We start from the raw sequence: 15,187 nt of genomic DNA on the forward strand, positions 1-15,187 counted from the left end.
AAATTTTAATATAGATTTTCATTTAATTAAATTAATATAATATACCGACAAATTAGCATTAAAATTTCATAAAAATTTAATCGCGCTTTGAAATAAAACGGAGCGTAATATAATTTCAAAATTCTATTAAAATTATAAAACTTAGCTTAAAAAGCATCTTTTGCGATAAGCGATAAATTTTACGCTAAAACGCCGCCATTACCGAAGTAAAAGCGTAAAATTTAACTATTCAATTTAATATGCGATATTTGCATATTGCTTAAATTTTGCTTAAAAAAATTCACTAATTTAAAAATTCTTTTATAATCTAGAAAGTATAATAGCCGTGCAAACCAAAATTCTTGAAAGGAATATTATGCAATCCAGAGAAAAGATTGTCAAAACGACTTGTCCTTACTGCGGCACCGGCTGTGGTATCGATCTTATCGTAAAAGACGGCAGGATCGTAAACGCGCGCCCTACGCAGGCCCATCACGTAAATGACGGCGAGCTATGCTTAAAAGGGATGTTCGGCTGGGAGTTCGTAAACTCTCCAAAACGCCTTGCCAAACCTATGATCCGTAAGAAAAACGGAGTATTTGATAGAAGCGGCAAGCTTGAGGAGGTAAGCTTTGAAGAGGCTTACGATTTTGTAGCGTCTAAATTTAAAGAGACCGTCGCTAAATATGGCCCAAGCTCAATAATGGGCTTTAGCTCGGCGCGTTCAAATAACGAAGACAACTACGTTTTTCAGAAATTTTTCCGTGCTCAGGGCAGCAATAACGTAGATCACTGCGCCCGTCTTTGACACGCTCCTACAGTGGCAGGTCTTGCCAACACGCTAGGAAACGGAACGATGACGAACGATTTGGTCGAATTCTCTACCGATACGGACGTATTTTTACTCATCGGCACCAACACGAGCGAGTGTCACCCGATCATCGCTATGCAGATGCAGCGCGGGCTTCAGCGCGGCGCCAAGATGATCGTCGTAGATCCGAAGCGCACAGATATGGCGAAAAAAGCCGATATCTATTTGCAAATCCCGGTGGGCGCGAACATTAAGACGCTAAATACCATTATGAATGTTATCATTGCCGAAAATTTGCAAGATGACGAGTTTATCAAAAACTACGCTCACGGCTACGAGTATCTAAAAGAGGCGGTTAAGGACTTTACACCTGAGCGCTTCGAGCGCGAGACCGGCGTGAAAAAAGAGCTCGTAATCGAAGCTGCTAGAATGTATGCTAAAGCAGGCGCAGCGGCGATCTGCTATACGATGGGTATCACGCAGTTTAGCGACGGCACCTCAAACGTCTTTTCGCTTTCAAATTTAGCCATTTTGACAGGCAATTTAGGCAAACGAGGCGCAGGCGTAAATCCTTTGCGCGGTCAAAACAATGTCCAGGGCGCATGCGATATGGGCGCGCTACCTAACGTCATCCCGGCAGGTGCGGTAAATTCCGCTTATGCTCAGGAGCAGGCGCGCAGAGTATGGCACTTCGAGCTAAATCCAACTCCAGGCTTTAAACTTACGATTGCTCCAGATAAGATGGATAGCGGCGAGCTGAAGCTACTCTACGTTTACGGTGAAAATCCCGTAATGAGCGATCCTTGGACGGAACACTTTGTGCATGCAACGCACCATTTGGATTGCTTTATCGTGCAGGATCTTTTCTTTACCGAGAGCGCACAGAAGGCCGACGTCGTACTACCTGCTGCCGGCTGGGGTGAGAAGGACGGCACCTTTTTAAACACTTCCCGTCGCGTCCAGCGCACGCGCAAGGCAAGCGAGCCGGCTCCTGGCGTAGAGCCTGATTGGAAGGTAGTTTGCAATATCGCGCAAAGAATGGGACTTGAAGGGTTTGATTTTTTAAGCGCGGAAGAAATTTGGAACGAAGTGCGTGCATTAATGCCTAAATTTTTCGGCGGCATTAGCTACTATAGGCTAGATAAGCTAGGCGGCATCAGCTGGCCATGTCCTGATGAAGATCATCCGGGTACACCGGTGCTTTATGCAGATCATAAATCGATGCTGCCTGACGGTAAATTTAGAATGGTGCCGGTGCTTTACGTGGATGATAAAGAGGAGCGCGCTAAAGCTGAGGCGGATTTCAGAGCCAAGATGAAAATTCCTGATGATTATCCGGTGGGAAGCGGTGCGCTTAGTGAGATACCGGATGAAATTTATCCGTGCTTATTTACGACCGGGCGCAAGGTTTATCACTACCACACTGGCACGATGACGAGAGAGTGCCGCGCGCTAGAGTACGGTGCGGGCGCAGAAGGCGCGCTCATCGAGGTAAGCCCGGACATCGCACGCGAACGTGAGCTTACCGAAGGCTGCTACGCACTTGTTAAAAATAAGCGCGGTCAGATCGCTGCGAAGCTTCGCATAAATCCCGATCTGAAAGAGGGCACGATCTTTACGACCTTCCATTACAGCGAGGCCGACGGCAACGAGCTCGTTCATGCGGGCGATCTAGATCCGCTATCAGGTATCCCGCCGCTAAAAATGACGATCGCAAATATCAGAAAGCTTAGCGAGAGCGAGTTTATCGAGTTCAGAAGACAAAACGAGATGTCGATGCACTCTGAAAAACCTTATCTATCGCCGGTTCATAAGTAGTTTGGGCGGCAAGCTCCGCCCGCTTTGCAAGGATGAAATTTAATCGCGGCTGCACGTAGCGGCAAAATTTGATGAAATTTTATCTCTGCGGGCGCTTCAAGGCCGCTTGCAATTTGCAAGCGGCTCGTGGAATTTTCCACGCGATTTTTTAAATTCAAAAATGCGAGCGATTTAAATTTACGCACGCCGCTTCGGCTTTACTTCGGCGAATTAAGGCTATTTAAGCAAAATTTCACTACGATACGGGCGAAATTAAAATAAGGAAGGTCTATGGAGCCGATTTATAGGGCGGAGATAGTTAAATTTAAAGGGGATGAAAGAAGGAACGTAAGCGATATCTTGGTTCGCGAGATCAAGCTTGAAATTTTACTAAACGGCAAGCGTTTCGGCGCGCTGATGGCGACTCCGAGTGATTTAAAGGCGCTTGCGGTAGGCTATTTGCTGAGCGAAAATTTGATCTCGGATCCAAGCGGCATAAGAAGCATTGAGCTCGCGCCGGACGGGCTTAGCGTGAATGTCTGCGGCGAGATAAACGAAAAGCGGCTAAATAGCTTCGATGCCGAAAAGGTTATCATCAGCGGCTGCGGGCGCAGCTCTACCGCAAATATCGATCCAGAGGCGATGGCGGCGCGCAAAGTCCGCTCGGACGCTAAATTTCATAAGAATGAAATTTTAAATTTGATGAGCGAGTTTTACACGCAGTGCGAGCTTTACGAGATGACGGGTTGCGTGCACACCGCAAAGCTCTTTACCGCGGGCGGCGAGTATTTTATCGGCGAGGATATCGCCCAGCACAATACCATCGATAAATCCGTCGGCAAGGCGGTCTTGGCGGGGCGCGATACGCAGGGCTCGCTTCTTTTGGTAAGCGGCAGGCTAAGCTCCGAAATGGTCGCCAAAGCCGTGATGAGCGGCATTAGCGCGCTTGTTTCGCGCGCGGCTCCTACGAGCCTCGGCGTCGTGATCGCGCGTAAATTTGATCTTACCCTTTGCGGCTTCGCGCGCGGCGAAAATTTAAACGTCTATAGCGGCGAAGAGAGAATTTTGAGTTAAGAAGGCGGCATGGAGATAGATATCAAGATAGACGATAAAAAAGCAAGCGAGATCAAAAGGCTGATTTTAAATTTACTAAATCCAAGCGGCAAGCTCGATTGCGGCGCGGCGTTTAAGATCGCCGCCAAATTAGGCGTAGACGCGAGCGTCGTAGGAGATCTCGCGGCACGCGAAGGGATACGGATAGATCGCTGCGAACTCGGACAGTTCGGCAAGCTGCAATGTAGCGGAGGCAGCATAAAGGCTCTGCAGAAGCTAAATCCGTTTTTGGATGAGAAAAGGCGGATTTTTTGCCGCGACGCCCGCGCCGTAGCTAGCGGCGGAGTGGGGTTCGATACGGTGCGCTCTACGCTTAAGGAGCACGCCATAGACGTGAAATATTGTCAGTTGGGCTGCTTTAAGGAGAAGAAAGGCAAAAGAATGAGGGTAAAAACGAAAACTTGGATCGAAAATGCGCAGGGCGAGCTCATTTTTGGCAAGGGCAAAACCGAAGTGCTGGACGTGATCGCTCAAACGGGCTCCATCTCTAAGGCCGCCGAGGTTTTGGGGATGAACTATAAAAAGTGCTGGAGCCATCTGCAAATTTTACAAAAAAATCTGCAAGAGGAGCTCTTTAGTACCAAGCAAGGCGGCGGCAGTGCCGCGGGTACGACGCTAAATGCACGCGCCTATGAGCTGATTGCTGCATATAAGCAGCTGCAAAGCGATATAGAAAACTACGCAAACGAGCGCTTTAAGGAGCTGTTTTTGAAAAAAGAGGGCGAAAAAGACGCAAGTAAAGCGGCAGATAAAAACCATTAAATTTAAAGGAGAAAACGATGTTTGTAAAGCTAAACGAACGAACCTATCTAAACAAAGACAGGATCACGCGCATCAAGGTAGATAGCGTCCAAGACGGTATCAGAATTCGCTTTTATGAGGGGCAGTTTCAAGTCGCCAAAAGCGGCAGATTTGAAAGCGAAGAAAAAGCGATGGAGTGGCTGCAGAAAAATTTTATCGGCAAATAGGCGCGAAGCGCACTTCATAGCCGCGCGAGCAGCTTGAGAACAAATCCCGCAAAATACGCTTTTGGTGATACGGTAGCGGCTTGCCGCTCATTAACACTACGATAATTCGGTGGTTTGTGCTTTCAAGAAGAGCTTGCGCAAAGATGTTGCGGTAAATTTACGGCGAGCGAGCTTCGGATATAATGCCTAGCGTAGGTGTAAATAGAAGATGTAGCTACGCAAATAAGGTCTATGACGACATTCGTTCGCCAAATTTACTCGAAAGATTTCATCATTCAAACCCGACTTAACCGCATTTCTCAGCTAGCTTTGCCTATTTCGCCTATATAGTATTTATATTTTATTAAGTACTCATTGGATATAGTCGCGGGCAAAATTCTAAGGGGAAATTTTGAAAAGCTTTAAACTTCGGTTTATTTATGCCGTCTGCGTGGTAGTCGTATGTGCGCTGTATCTGCTAGCCGAAAGATTAGGTCTTACAGAACGCAAACAAACCCATTTTACCGTTACTTCAGATACAAATGTCTCAAAAGTGCCGGGTCTTAGCAAATACGCAACCCAAGAAGAGGTCGATAGCTTCGCATTTCGCTACTGGGATATAGATTACAATTCAAATCCAGAAAACGTATTTAAAGAACCCGCCATAGACGTAGAGCTAAAAAGACTTTTAAAAAGCAAGCAAACTGATGAAATTTTAAAATTTATGAAAGATAATAATCTATCCGTCGATCATACTATGGACGGAGGGGTAACGCCCGTGATGTATTCTAGCTTTTGGGACGATACGAATACTACTCAAGAGCTTATAAAGCTAGGCGCGGATATACATAAAAAAGACGAATACAAGCTATCCGCTATGGCTTATGCGATAGAAAATAACTCCACCAAAGCGGTAAGACTACTTTTAGACAACGGCGTTAAATTTGAAGAAGCCAAGGTGGTGCAGATGTACCTATATCCGCCAAATATAAAAAAGATCTATATTAAAAATAACAAAGTAGATCATATCGATTATACCAAACACAATAGGGGCCCGGGTTCAAGTGATGCAAGCCTGCTTCTTGAGTACGTTATTCGTAATAATTTTGTAGAGCTAGCGGAAATGATATTGAAAAATGGGTATGTGACAAAATATTATTACGGCTATGATAATAATGAGAATGTAATAACAAGCGATGAGTTTACGGATATAGTCCCTGAGGAAAGCATATTAGCGACAAAGAAGAATACGGAAGAGGAACGCTATCAAAAATTTTATATAGAGGAGTTTAGATACTATTATACGTATTATAGACTACTTGATTATGTGCCGCATTATGAAAAAATGCTAGATTTACTTTTAAAGTATAATGTCAAAGGGCAGCCTCCCAGGGAACTGCTTAAAATAGAATATGATAAATGCTATAGTGATAGAGAATTTTTTCTGCGTAATACATATGAATCATATTGCAGAGGAGTAGAAAGAATCAATCAGATATCTGAACGATATACCGTCCCTATTTCGAAAGAGAGATTTGAAAGACTAAGGCCTATGAAAAAAGAATTTTATGATAAGCATTGCCCTGATGCAAATTCTACATTTAAAGATACCAAAAAATTTATAGCTTGGCGAAGCGGTGAAAAAGAATTCGAGATGGTATTGGCATATTTGAAGAGTTACTTTGAAAATGGCGATACCGAAACGGTAGTAAACTTAGATGAAAATACGCAGCTTGATACAAACAAATAGCAATAATAATTCCAAATAAGGAGAGGCGCAATGGCGAAGTTCGATAGAGAAAAGTATAAAAACCCGAACATTGTAGGCGAGGTCATTTTAAAATTCTCGTTAAAATTTCTCCCAGCTAGGACGTAAAGCCTTAAATTAATCCAAATTTCACTATAATTAATCACTTAAATTTTAAAGGCCACAAATGCTAAGCTTAGACGAAATTCGAAAAAATATCATCCTAAAACCTGGCGTGCATTATTTTGATTACACCGCTTCGGGGCTTGCTTACGAGCCCGTAGAGCGCGAGATAGGCGAAATTTTAAAAACCTATGCCAATACCCATTCCGACAGTAGCTCAAGCGCGATCATCACGCAGAAGCGCTATGAGGGCGCGCGCGAGAGCCTAAAAAAGCTACTTGGGCTTGACGAGCGGTTTTGCCTCATCGCCTGCGGGCAGGGCGCGACGACTGCGATCAAGAAATTTCAGGAGCTACTAGGCATCTACCTACCGCCTGCGACCAGAGGCGCGATCGGCGAGGCAAATTTACGCGCCGCGCAGCTTCCGCTCGTGCTCGTTTCGCCATACGAGCACCATTCAAACGAGCTTAGCTTTCGTGAGGGGCTTTGCGACTACCTGCGCGTGCCTCTTAGCGAGGGTGGAGAGATCGATTTGCTCGCACTTGAACGCATCCTAAAGCTAAACACAACACGCCGCATCATCGGCTCGTTTAGCGCCGCCTCAAACGTCACGGGCGTCATTAGCGACTACAAAAAAATCAGCGAGCTAATCAGAGCCGCGGGCGGCATTGTTGCCTTTGACTGCGCGGCGCTGAGCTCGCACGCAAATTTAGATTGCGACTATTTCGACGCGATTTTCCTCTCGCCGCATAAGCTATTAGGAGGGCCTGCAAGCTGCGGGCTTTTGGCGGTCAAAAAAGAGCTGCTCAGTAGCGACGTGCCGACATTTGCTGCGGGCGGGACGGTCGCCTACGCCAGCCGCGAAGGGCACGTATTTTTGAAAAATCCCGAGCAGCTAGAGGAGGGCGGTACGCCGCCTATCATCGGGCTTATGCGGGCAAGCTTAGCCTACGCGCTGCGAAACGAAGTCGGTTTTGAGAGGATAAAAAGCGCCGAGGACGAGCTTACGCGGCTTTTTGAGAGCGAGCTAGCGGGCATTGACGAGATCATAAACTACGCTCCAAAGGGCGCGCCGCGGTTGCCGATAATTTCCTTTAACGTGCGCGGCGTCTCGGCGTATGATTTTGCCGCGAGCCTTAGCAACGACTTCGGCATCCAGACGCGCGCGGGCGTGATGTGCGCAGGCCCGTACGCTCACGATCTGCTCGGTATCAAGGAGGGGCGCATGCCAGAAGCCAAGCCCGGCTTCGTGCGCGTGAGCCTGCACTATACGCACACCGAGCGCGACGTGCTCTATTTAGTTGGCGCGATAAAATCCTGCATCAAAAAGCACCGCGAGCTTTGGGGCGAAGAAAAGGCGATGTATGAGATGTTCGGCGGGAAAATTTAAGTAGCGTGAGGTTAGAGCTCTGCCGCTTTTTTGAGCTCTCGTGAAATTTTGTAAAATTCTGCGCCGTTTTTAAAATTTATCGGAATTATGCGCCGTTTCTTTGGAATTTTACGCTGGTTTTGCGCCGCAGAATTCTTACCATCGTTCCGCCTTTGCGCTGCAGGCGAAATAAACGACAGGCTTTGCAGAGTTAAAATTTAGAATTCTGAAATTCCTCGCCTAGAAATTTTAGAATCGCAAAGTTCCGCTAGCTGTATTCGCGGCTAAGTTTTAAAATTCCTAGCGATAGAATTTCAAAATTCCGCGCCGCGCCGCTAGGTAAAACTCTGCCTGTAAATTTCAAAATTTAAAGGCGCAAATTTTTATGCTCTGTTTCGCCGGATACGCCGCGCTAGATGGTTCGCAGTAAAAATTTGAAAATAATATTGGTGCCGCGCAAATAAAAATTCTAAAGCAAAATAAAGCTTATCCGCACTTCGCGCAGAATTACTCCAGTCCCAAAAACGCGCCGTTTTCAAATCCGAAATATATCCTCTCGCCCGCGCTCCAGCGCCGCTCATCCTGCGCCGTGACGCATTTTAGCAGCACGTCGCCCACCTTGATCTTGATGAGTAGCGAGGAGCCGTACTGAAGCGAAACCGAATGTAAAATCCCCGCAAAGCAGCGCTCAAACGGGCTTTGAGATAATAAAATTTTACTCGGATTTATCGCGATTTTGCGAGCGCGTGCGAGCCCGTCTTTAAGGCGTAGCGAAATTTCATCCGAAAATTTTAAAACTCCGTTTTGCACGTCAAAGATATTTTTGTATTCAAACTCGCATATCTTGCCGCGATGCAGAAATACGCTTCTTTGCGCGATCGCGCTGAGCCATTTCTCATCGTGGCTGGCGATGATAAAACCGCAGCCGTAGCGGCTTCGCATAAATAAAATCGCGCGCGCAAAGAGCTTGGAAGCGGCAAGATCGAGGCTGTTGGTCGGCTCGTCGAGCAGATAGAGCTTTGCGCGCTGCGCCAGAGCGAGCGCAAACGCGATGCGCTGCGTCTGCCCCGAGCTAAGCTCGAAATGCTTCTTTGATAAAAAACTTCTATCAAGCCCCGTTAGGCTGAGCGCCTCATCCACTCGCTCGTCAAATTCCGCAAGCGCGCCGCGGCTTTTGAGCGCAAATTTAAAATTTTGCTCTACGCTGCGTTTTAAAAGCACGGGCTCGGGCAGCAGCAGGCAGATCTGCCGCAACGTCTGTAAAGAGGGCGCCCGCTGCCCCCAAAGCTCCACGCTGCCGCCGCTCGGACGCTGCAAAAAGGCCAAAATCCGCAGTAGCGTGGATTTGCCGCTGCCGTTGGAACCTAAAAGCGCCGTGATGCCGCTCGTATTCAGATCGAGGCTGGAGATATTTAAAATTTCGCTCCGTCCGTAGCGCAGCACTAGATCCCTCACAGAGATTAGCTCGCTATGGGGTACAGATCGCGCGGCGGAATTCTTATCCGAGAATTTCTCACTCGCGAAATTCTCGGTAGCAGAATTCTCATTCGTAGAATTTTCTGAAGTAAAATTTTTACTCGTAGAATTCTCGCCTGCAGAATTTATGTCTGTGGAATTTTTGCTCATAAAATTTTCGCGCTCCCGCTCCGCCCGGTTTTTGTCCGTGAAATTCTTACTCGGATGCTTTAGCTTATCTGCATTCATCGATCTAACCTTTTTAGCGCGTGGATGGCTAAATTTACCGCAAACGCTATTAAAATCAGCACCAGCGCGAGCGCTATACCCATCGCAAACTCGCCCTTGTTGGTCTCAAGCGAGATCGCCGTGGTGATCGTGCGGGTAAAATATTTGATATTGCCGCCGATCATCATCGCTACGCCTACCTCGGCGACGATCCGCCCGTAAGCGGTGGCGATGACGACCAGCAGGGCGTAGCGCAGCTCGTAAAGCACACAAAGGATTAAATTTAGCGGGCTTAGGCGGTAGTTCATAATGTTTAGATAGTGCTTCTTATCCATATTTTCGATGACGCTGGCGCTTAGTGAGACGATGATGGGAAGCGCCAGCACAAACTGTCCGAGCATCACGGCCTTGAGCGTAAAAAGTAGCCCCAGCTCGCCAAAAGGACCGTTTCTGGAGATGAAAGCGTAAAGGATCAGTCCTATCGCTACCGTGGGCATCGCAAGCGCTACGTCGCTTAAAAGTCTAAGCGTTCTGCGAGCGCGAAATTCGTAAAATCCGAGGATAAATCCTATCGGAAAGCCGATTATGATGGCAAAAAGTATCGAGATGCTCGAAGTGTAAAGCGTCGCTTTAATCGCCGAAAATGTCTCTGCGTCGCCGCTAAGAAGCAGCCCGAATGCGCTTAAAATTCCTTCTAAAATAAAGTCCAAGATTGTGTCCTAAATATTCTATTCTGGCATATTTATAAACCAAATTTATATGCTATAATAGCATATTTTTTAAAGGAGATAACATGAAAAAAATATTTTTTGCTTCGCTCGCTCTTAGCGCGAGCCTTTTTGCCGCCGATAACGATTTGGTGATGGCAACTACAACGAGCACCGATAATACGGGCTTGCTAGACGCGATCTATCCTGCGTATAAGGCGGAAACCGGCGTCGATATCAAATGGACGGCAGTAGGCACAGGTGCTGCTCTAAAGCTTGGCGAGAACTGCGATGCAGACATACTTTTCGTGCATTCGCCGAAGGTCGAGAAAGAATTTGTAGAAAAAGGCTTCGGCGTTGATCGCACGCCCGTTATGTATAACGATTTTATCCTCATCGCCGATAAATCCATCGCGCCTAAATTTAAAGGCAAGGACCTTAAGGGCTCGTTTGAGCTGATCAAGGCGGAGAAGATTAAATTTTTCTCTCGCGGCGATAAATCGGGCACCGATAACAAAGAGAAGGGTATTTGGAAAAAGGTTGAGGGCGCCGTGCCTGAAAACGAGGCGTGGTATAACCAAACCGGTCAAGGCATGATCGCCACGATCAACGCAGCCGCCGAGCAAAAGGGCGTGACCTTTACCGATCGCGGCACCTACATCAAATACGAGGACAATAAAAAGGGCAATCCCGATATGGTTATCATCAATGAAGGCGATAACGATCTGAAGAATTTTTACTCCGTAATCGCGGTCAATCCGAAGCACTGCCCAAAAGCCGACTATGAAAACGCGCAGCGCTTCATCAAATGGATCACTAGCGAGAAGGGGCAGAAGTTCGTAGGCGATTTCAAGCTGCTAAATAAGCCGCTTTTCACCCCTGATGCGAATACTCGCAAGAATTAGCTCTAGCTAAATAAAGCTAAATTTAAAGCCCAAAGGCAAAGCGTCGCCTTTGGGCTTTTGCTTTTTCATAAATCAATCCGCGCGCCTTTAAATTTAGCTATTTTGCTTCTAAAATTTAGCCGGCGTTTTTTACTGCGTCTTTTTACGATACATTTTTTACTTTCTAGCCATGCGTTTAAATTTATCGCAGCTTCGTTTGTAGGCGATAGGCTTAAAATTTCAGCTATATTTGAGATCGGTACGGAGAAATTTCGATCGCGTTCGGATATGCTCTAATGTCTAGCGAGATTTATACAGCGCAAAATTTAGTAGTATTTATGTGTGACTCAAAATTTTTAGTTTGTTGGGAATTTAATTTGAAGTAGCAGTTAAGCTCGGGCGTATGAAAAACGCCCAAGCTTGTGAAGCTATGAAATTTCATGTGCGGTTTATGGGGTCGCTTCTGCCGCGCGCCGGTAAAATTACTTTTCAAGCGCAGGCAAAACTACCGGGCATACGGCTATAAAATTTCACTTTGCGTGAGTGTTATTCGACTTCGGCGTCGATGACGTCGTCGTCTTTTTTACCGCCGCTTTGCGATCCGCCTTGTGCGCCCTGATTTGCGCTGGCAGCCTTGTATAGATCCTCGGCGACCTTGCTTAGGGCTTCTACTTTAGAGTTTATCGCTTCTTTGCTCGCGTTTTCATCCTTTAGCACGGCTTTTAGATCGTTTAGCGCGCTCTCGATCTTAGCGCGTAGATCGCCCGGTACCTTCTCGCCCATCTCGCTTAGGCTCTTTTCGGTTTGATGTGCGATGCTATCGGCTTGGTTGCGCGCCTCGACGGTTTCTTTGCGCTTGTTGTCTTCCTCTTTGTGAAGCTCGGCATCCTTGACCATCTTATCGATCTCGGCGTCGCTTAAGCCGCTTGAGCCAGTGATGCGGATGTCGGTTGCCTTGCCGGTAGCCTTGTCTTTTGCCGAAACGGTTAAAATTCCGTTCGCATCGATGTTAAATTCCACCTCGATCTGCGGTACGCCGCGAGGAGCGGGCATGATACCTTCAAGATTGAAATTTCCTAGCGATTTGTTATCCTTTGCAAACTCGCGCTCGCCCTGCAAGACGTTGATCGTAACGGCGCTTTGGTTATCCTCTGCTGTCGAGAATGTTTGAGATTTTTTCGTAGGTATCGTAGTTCCCTTTTCGATGATCTTGGTCATCACGCCGCCTAGGGTTTCGATGCCGAGGCTTAGCGGAGTGACGTCGAGCAGTAGCACGTCTTTTACGTCGCCTTTGATGACCGCGCCTTGGATTGCAGCGCCGATTGCTACGACTTCGTCGGGGTTCACGCTCTTATTTAGTTCCTTGCCGAAAGCCTTTTTGACCTCCTCTTGCACTAAAGGCACGCGCGTCGAGCCGCCCACCATGACGACCTCTTTTATATCGTTCATGCTTAGCCCCGCGTCGCTTACGACCTTTTTAAGCGTGCTTATGGTCTCATCTACCAAAGAATCGATCATACTTTCAAATTTAGCTCTAGTGATGGTTTTCATTAGGTGTTTAGGACCTGTAGCGTCAGCGGTAATGAAAGGTAAATTTACCGTAGTTTCCATCGCGCTGCTTAGCTCTTTTTTGGCGTTTTCCGCAGCCTCTTTTAGACGCTGCATAGCCATGACATCGCCACGCAAGTCGATACCTGTTTCAGATTGAAATTCCGAGGTTAAAAAGTCGATCAGTTTGTTATCGAAATCATCGCCGCCCAAAAATGCATTACCGCCGGTAGCTAAAACTTCTACGACGCTATCGCCGGTTTCTAGCACGGTTACGTCGAACGTACCGCCGCCTAGATCGTAAACGACGATCTTTTCGGATTCTTTTTTATCCAGTCCATACGCAAGCGCCGCCGCGGTCGGCTCGTTAATGATACGAAGCACGTTTAGGCCCGCGATTGTTCCTGCTTCTTTTGTTGCTTTTCTTTGGCTGTCGTTGAAATACGCAGGCACGGTGATGACCGCATCGACAACCGGCTCGCCCAAAAACGCCTCAGCATCCTCTTTTAGCTTGATTAGCACCTTGGCTGAAATTTCTTGCGGTGTATAAATCTTGCCCGCGATCTCTACCGCGCACGCGCCATTTCGGTCTATGATCTTATACGGTAGGCGCTTTTTAGCCTCCTGCGCGTTTTTCTCATTCATCATAAGACCCATGATGCGTTTGATCGAGTAGATCGTCTTTTCCGGGTTAGTGACTGCTTGGCGCTTGGCGCTGTCGCCTACTAAAACCTCGCCTTTATCGGTGAAAGCGACTACCGACGGAGTGGTGTTTTTGCCCTCTTTGTTCGGTATGATCTTGCTCTCGCCACGCTCGAATATGCTTACGCACGAGTTTGTTGTTCCTAGGTCAATGCCTATGACTTTTGCCATTTGTTATCCTTTGTATTGAATTTAAAATTTTAAAATTTGAGCGATTATTTCGCCACTACTACCATAGCGGCGCGTAAAACGCGCTGCTTATACATATAGCCTTTTTGATATACTTGAACGATATCGCCTTTTTTAGCACCTTCGGCTTCAATCATCGAAATAGCGTTATGCACGCTAGGATCAAATCCCGCATCCGTCGCTATCGGCACGATACCGTATTTTTCAAAAGTCTTTGTAAAAAGGCTTAGACATTGTTTTACGCCGACTTCGATTTTATCCGCAAGCTCATTACCTTCCACATCAATTTTGGCGGCCTCCTCAAGCGCGTCGATTATCGGCAGCAGATCCTTCGCAAAGCTCTCGCTAGCGTAAGCAACAGCGCTATCTTTTTCTTTTTCCAAACGTTTTTTGAGATTTTCAAAATCCGCATTGGCGCGGTAAAATTTATCGGTGATCTCACTCAGCTCGTTTTGAAGCTTTTGTATCTGCGCGTCGGTATCATCGCATGTCTGCGCCTCTTGCGGCTCGCTCGCCTCTGACGCGCACTGTTCGCAAACCTCTTTTTCTTCACTATCGCACACTGCATTTTTATCGCCGTGCTCTTTAAATTTATGGCTCATGCTACTCCTTTAGCGTAGTTAAAAAATTTCTCGTAATTCTCGTAAACGCTGCCTGCACAGATCATCGTAGCGTCCTCGCCTTCGAATTTTACGGGGCGTTTGATCCCCATAAATCCGTGCTCAAAGTAGGGCGCGAAGATCAAATTTTTAGTAAAATTTACGGCGATCGAGGGGTTGAGTAAAATTTTAAACCGCTCGTCTTTGAAAATTTTATACGCTACGACCTCGTTACAAAGAAATTCGATTTTAGAATTTTTTAGCTCTTTAATTTTGGTGCTAAGCTCGCGCAGACCGATCTGCATCGAAGCTAGCTCCAAATCTCCGAGTGAAATTCCTATTAAATTTGATAGGAATTTAAAAACTCTAAAATCGTATTTTAAGATAATCTCGTCTTTTCTAAATGCAAGAATTATAAAGCGATCATTGTGATTGATAACTTCGCTTAGGGCTTCATTTTCGGCGTTGAAAATCATACAGTAAATTTCAAAATCCTCAAGCACCGCTTCTAGCTCGCGAGCATCGTCTATTTTTAACTCATCGTCGAAGCTAAGTCTAGCGCGCCAGTAATCCTGCATCGTCGCAACCGTCGGAATTCTACCACCACTTACATGAAGCTGCGTCAAAGCCCCCTCGTCGCTTAAGCGCTTAAAATAAATTCGAATGCTAGACGCGGACATCGCTACGCCCATACGCTCACCCAGCTCGGAAGATCCGATCGGGGTGTTGCTATCGAGATAGGCGGAAATGATGGATTCCAGGATCATATCACGTTTATTCGTTTTCACTTTTAGCACTCTTTCGGTAAGATTGCTAGTATTATACAACATTGAGTGGTAGGATGTCAAGGTTTTTATATAAATTTTATAAAATTTTAGCAATCGGGTCTTGAGTTTGCTAAATTTTAGCTATGATTTTTGAGGTGAGCGTATTTCTTGGAATTCTTGGAATTCTTGGAATTCTTGGAATTCTTGGAATTCTTGGAATTC

The 15,187-nt window shown here is 46.5% G+C and carries 12 protein-coding genes; 7 read left to right on the top strand and 5 right to left on the bottom strand.

Annotation, left to right across the window (positions count from 1 at the left end):
• The first annotated feature begins 355 nt into the window (after window positions 1-355).
• The 6 genes from Q0144_RS10590 to Q0144_RS07520 all read left to right on the top strand — a co-directional run bounded on the left by Q0144_RS10590 (window position 356) and on the right by Q0144_RS07520 (window position 7,907).
• On the top strand, window positions 356-2,608 hold the full coding sequence (locus Q0144_RS10590) for a molybdopterin-dependent oxidoreductase (RefSeq protein WP_366111404.1): 2,253 nt from the start codon (window positions 356-358) through the stop codon (window positions 2,606-2,608).
• Window positions 2,609-2,878: 270 nt separating this feature from the next.
• The gene (fdhD, locus tag Q0144_RS07500) at window positions 2,879-3,661 is read left to right on the top strand and encodes a formate dehydrogenase accessory sulfurtransferase FdhD (protein WP_298062967.1); all 783 of its coding nucleotides are present in this window, start codon (window positions 2,879-2,881) and stop codon (window positions 3,659-3,661) included.
• A gap of 9 nt (window positions 3,662-3,670) precedes the next feature.
• On the top strand, window positions 3,671-4,462 hold the full coding sequence (locus tag Q0144_RS07505; protein ID WP_298062969.1) for a LysR family transcriptional regulator: 792 nt from the start codon (window positions 3,671-3,673) through the stop codon (window positions 4,460-4,462).
• Between the two features lie 17 nt (window positions 4,463-4,479).
• Entirely contained in the window at window positions 4,480-4,668 is a 189-nt protein-coding gene (locus Q0144_RS07510) for a sodium-dependent tyrosine transporter (protein WP_177388229.1), read from the top strand.
• Between the two features lie 391 nt (window positions 4,669-5,059).
• Window positions 5,060-6,397, top strand: coding sequence for an ankyrin repeat domain-containing protein (locus tag Q0144_RS07515; protein ID WP_298053534.1), 1,338 nt, complete (start codon window positions 5,060-5,062; stop codon window positions 6,395-6,397).
• Window positions 6,398-6,581: 184 nt separating this feature from the next.
• Complete coding sequence (locus tag Q0144_RS07520; protein ID WP_298062971.1) at window positions 6,582-7,907, top strand: aminotransferase class V-fold PLP-dependent enzyme; 1,326 nt, start codon at window positions 6,582-6,584, stop codon at window positions 7,905-7,907.
• A gap of 486 nt (window positions 7,908-8,393) precedes the next feature.
• Here the strand turns inward: Q0144_RS07520 and tupC are convergent, their stop codons facing one another.
• Together tupC and tupB are read right to left on the bottom strand one after the other, a co-directional pair.
• Window positions 8,394-9,590 carry a tungstate ABC transporter ATP-binding protein TupC gene (gene tupC, locus Q0144_RS07525; protein ID WP_298062973.1) on the bottom strand — a complete coding sequence of 399 codons (1,197 nt, stop codon included), beginning with the start codon at window positions 9,588-9,590 and terminating at the stop codon, window positions 8,394-8,396.
• Window positions 9,587-10,279, bottom strand: coding sequence for a tungstate ABC transporter permease TupB (gene tupB / locus Q0144_RS07530; protein ID WP_298062975.1), 693 nt, complete (start codon window positions 10,277-10,279; stop codon window positions 9,587-9,589). The genes tupC and tupB overlap by 4 nt, the downstream gene beginning before the upstream one ends.
• A gap of 83 nt (window positions 10,280-10,362) precedes the next feature.
• On the opposite strand from tupB, the gene tupA reads away from it, so the two are divergent.
• Window positions 10,363-11,181 (top strand): tungstate ABC transporter substrate-binding protein TupA, encoded by an 819-nt coding sequence (tupA, locus tag Q0144_RS07535; protein WP_298062977.1) that lies wholly within the window; start codon window positions 10,363-10,365, stop codon window positions 11,179-11,181.
• A 525-nt stretch (window positions 11,182-11,706) separates the two neighbouring features.
• Here tupA and dnaK read toward each other — a convergent pair.
• The 3 genes from dnaK to Q0144_RS07550 are packed head-to-tail and all read right to left on the bottom strand — an operon-like array spanning window position 11,707 to window position 14,986.
• Window positions 11,707-13,581, bottom strand: coding sequence for a molecular chaperone DnaK (gene dnaK, locus Q0144_RS07540; protein WP_298062979.1), 1,875 nt, complete (start codon window positions 13,579-13,581; stop codon window positions 11,707-11,709).
• Window positions 13,582-13,625: 44 nt separating this feature from the next.
• Window positions 13,626-14,201 (bottom strand): nucleotide exchange factor GrpE, encoded by a 576-nt coding sequence (locus tag Q0144_RS07545; RefSeq protein WP_298028317.1) that lies wholly within the window; start codon window positions 14,199-14,201, stop codon window positions 13,626-13,628.
• Window positions 14,198-14,986: an HrcA family transcriptional regulator gene (locus Q0144_RS07550; RefSeq protein WP_298028318.1), complete on the bottom strand. Its 789-nt coding sequence runs from the start codon at window positions 14,984-14,986 to the stop codon at window positions 14,198-14,200. The genes Q0144_RS07545 and Q0144_RS07550 overlap by 4 nt, the downstream gene beginning before the upstream one ends.
• Window positions 14,987-15,187: the final 201 nt, after the last annotated feature.

The sequence above is a fragment of the uncultured Campylobacter sp. genome, from assembly GCF_938045345.1.
Classification (GTDB): domain Bacteria; phylum Campylobacterota; class Campylobacteria; order Campylobacterales; family Campylobacteraceae; genus Campylobacter_B.

Excerpts from the sequence above, each read along its gene's own strand:
- tupA (WP_298062977.1), top strand. The coding sequence starts at position 10,363 with ATGAAAAAAATATTTTTTGCTTCGCTCGCTCTTAGCGCGAGCCTTTTT.
- Q0144_RS07505 (WP_298062969.1), top strand. The coding sequence starts at position 3,671 with ATGGAGATAGATATCAAGATAGACGATAAAAAAGCAAGCGAGATCAAA.
- Q0144_RS07520 (WP_298062971.1), top strand. The coding sequence starts at position 6,582 with ATGCTAAGCTTAGACGAAATTCGAAAAAATATCATCCTAAAACCTGGC.
- Q0144_RS07510 (WP_177388229.1), top strand. The coding sequence starts at position 4,480 with ATGTTTGTAAAGCTAAACGAACGAACCTATCTAAACAAAGACAGGATC.
- dnaK (WP_298062979.1), bottom strand. The coding sequence starts at position 13,581 with ATGGCAAAAGTCATAGGCATTGACCTAGGAACAACAAACTCGTGCGTA.
- Q0144_RS07545 (WP_298028317.1), bottom strand. The coding sequence starts at position 14,201 with ATGAGCCATAAATTTAAAGAGCACGGCGATAAAAATGCAGTGTGCGAT.
- fdhD (WP_298062967.1), top strand. The coding sequence starts at position 2,879 with ATGGAGCCGATTTATAGGGCGGAGATAGTTAAATTTAAAGGGGATGAA.
- tupC (WP_298062973.1), bottom strand. The coding sequence starts at position 9,590 with ATGAATGCAGATAAGCTAAAGCATCCGAGTAAGAATTTCACGGACAAA.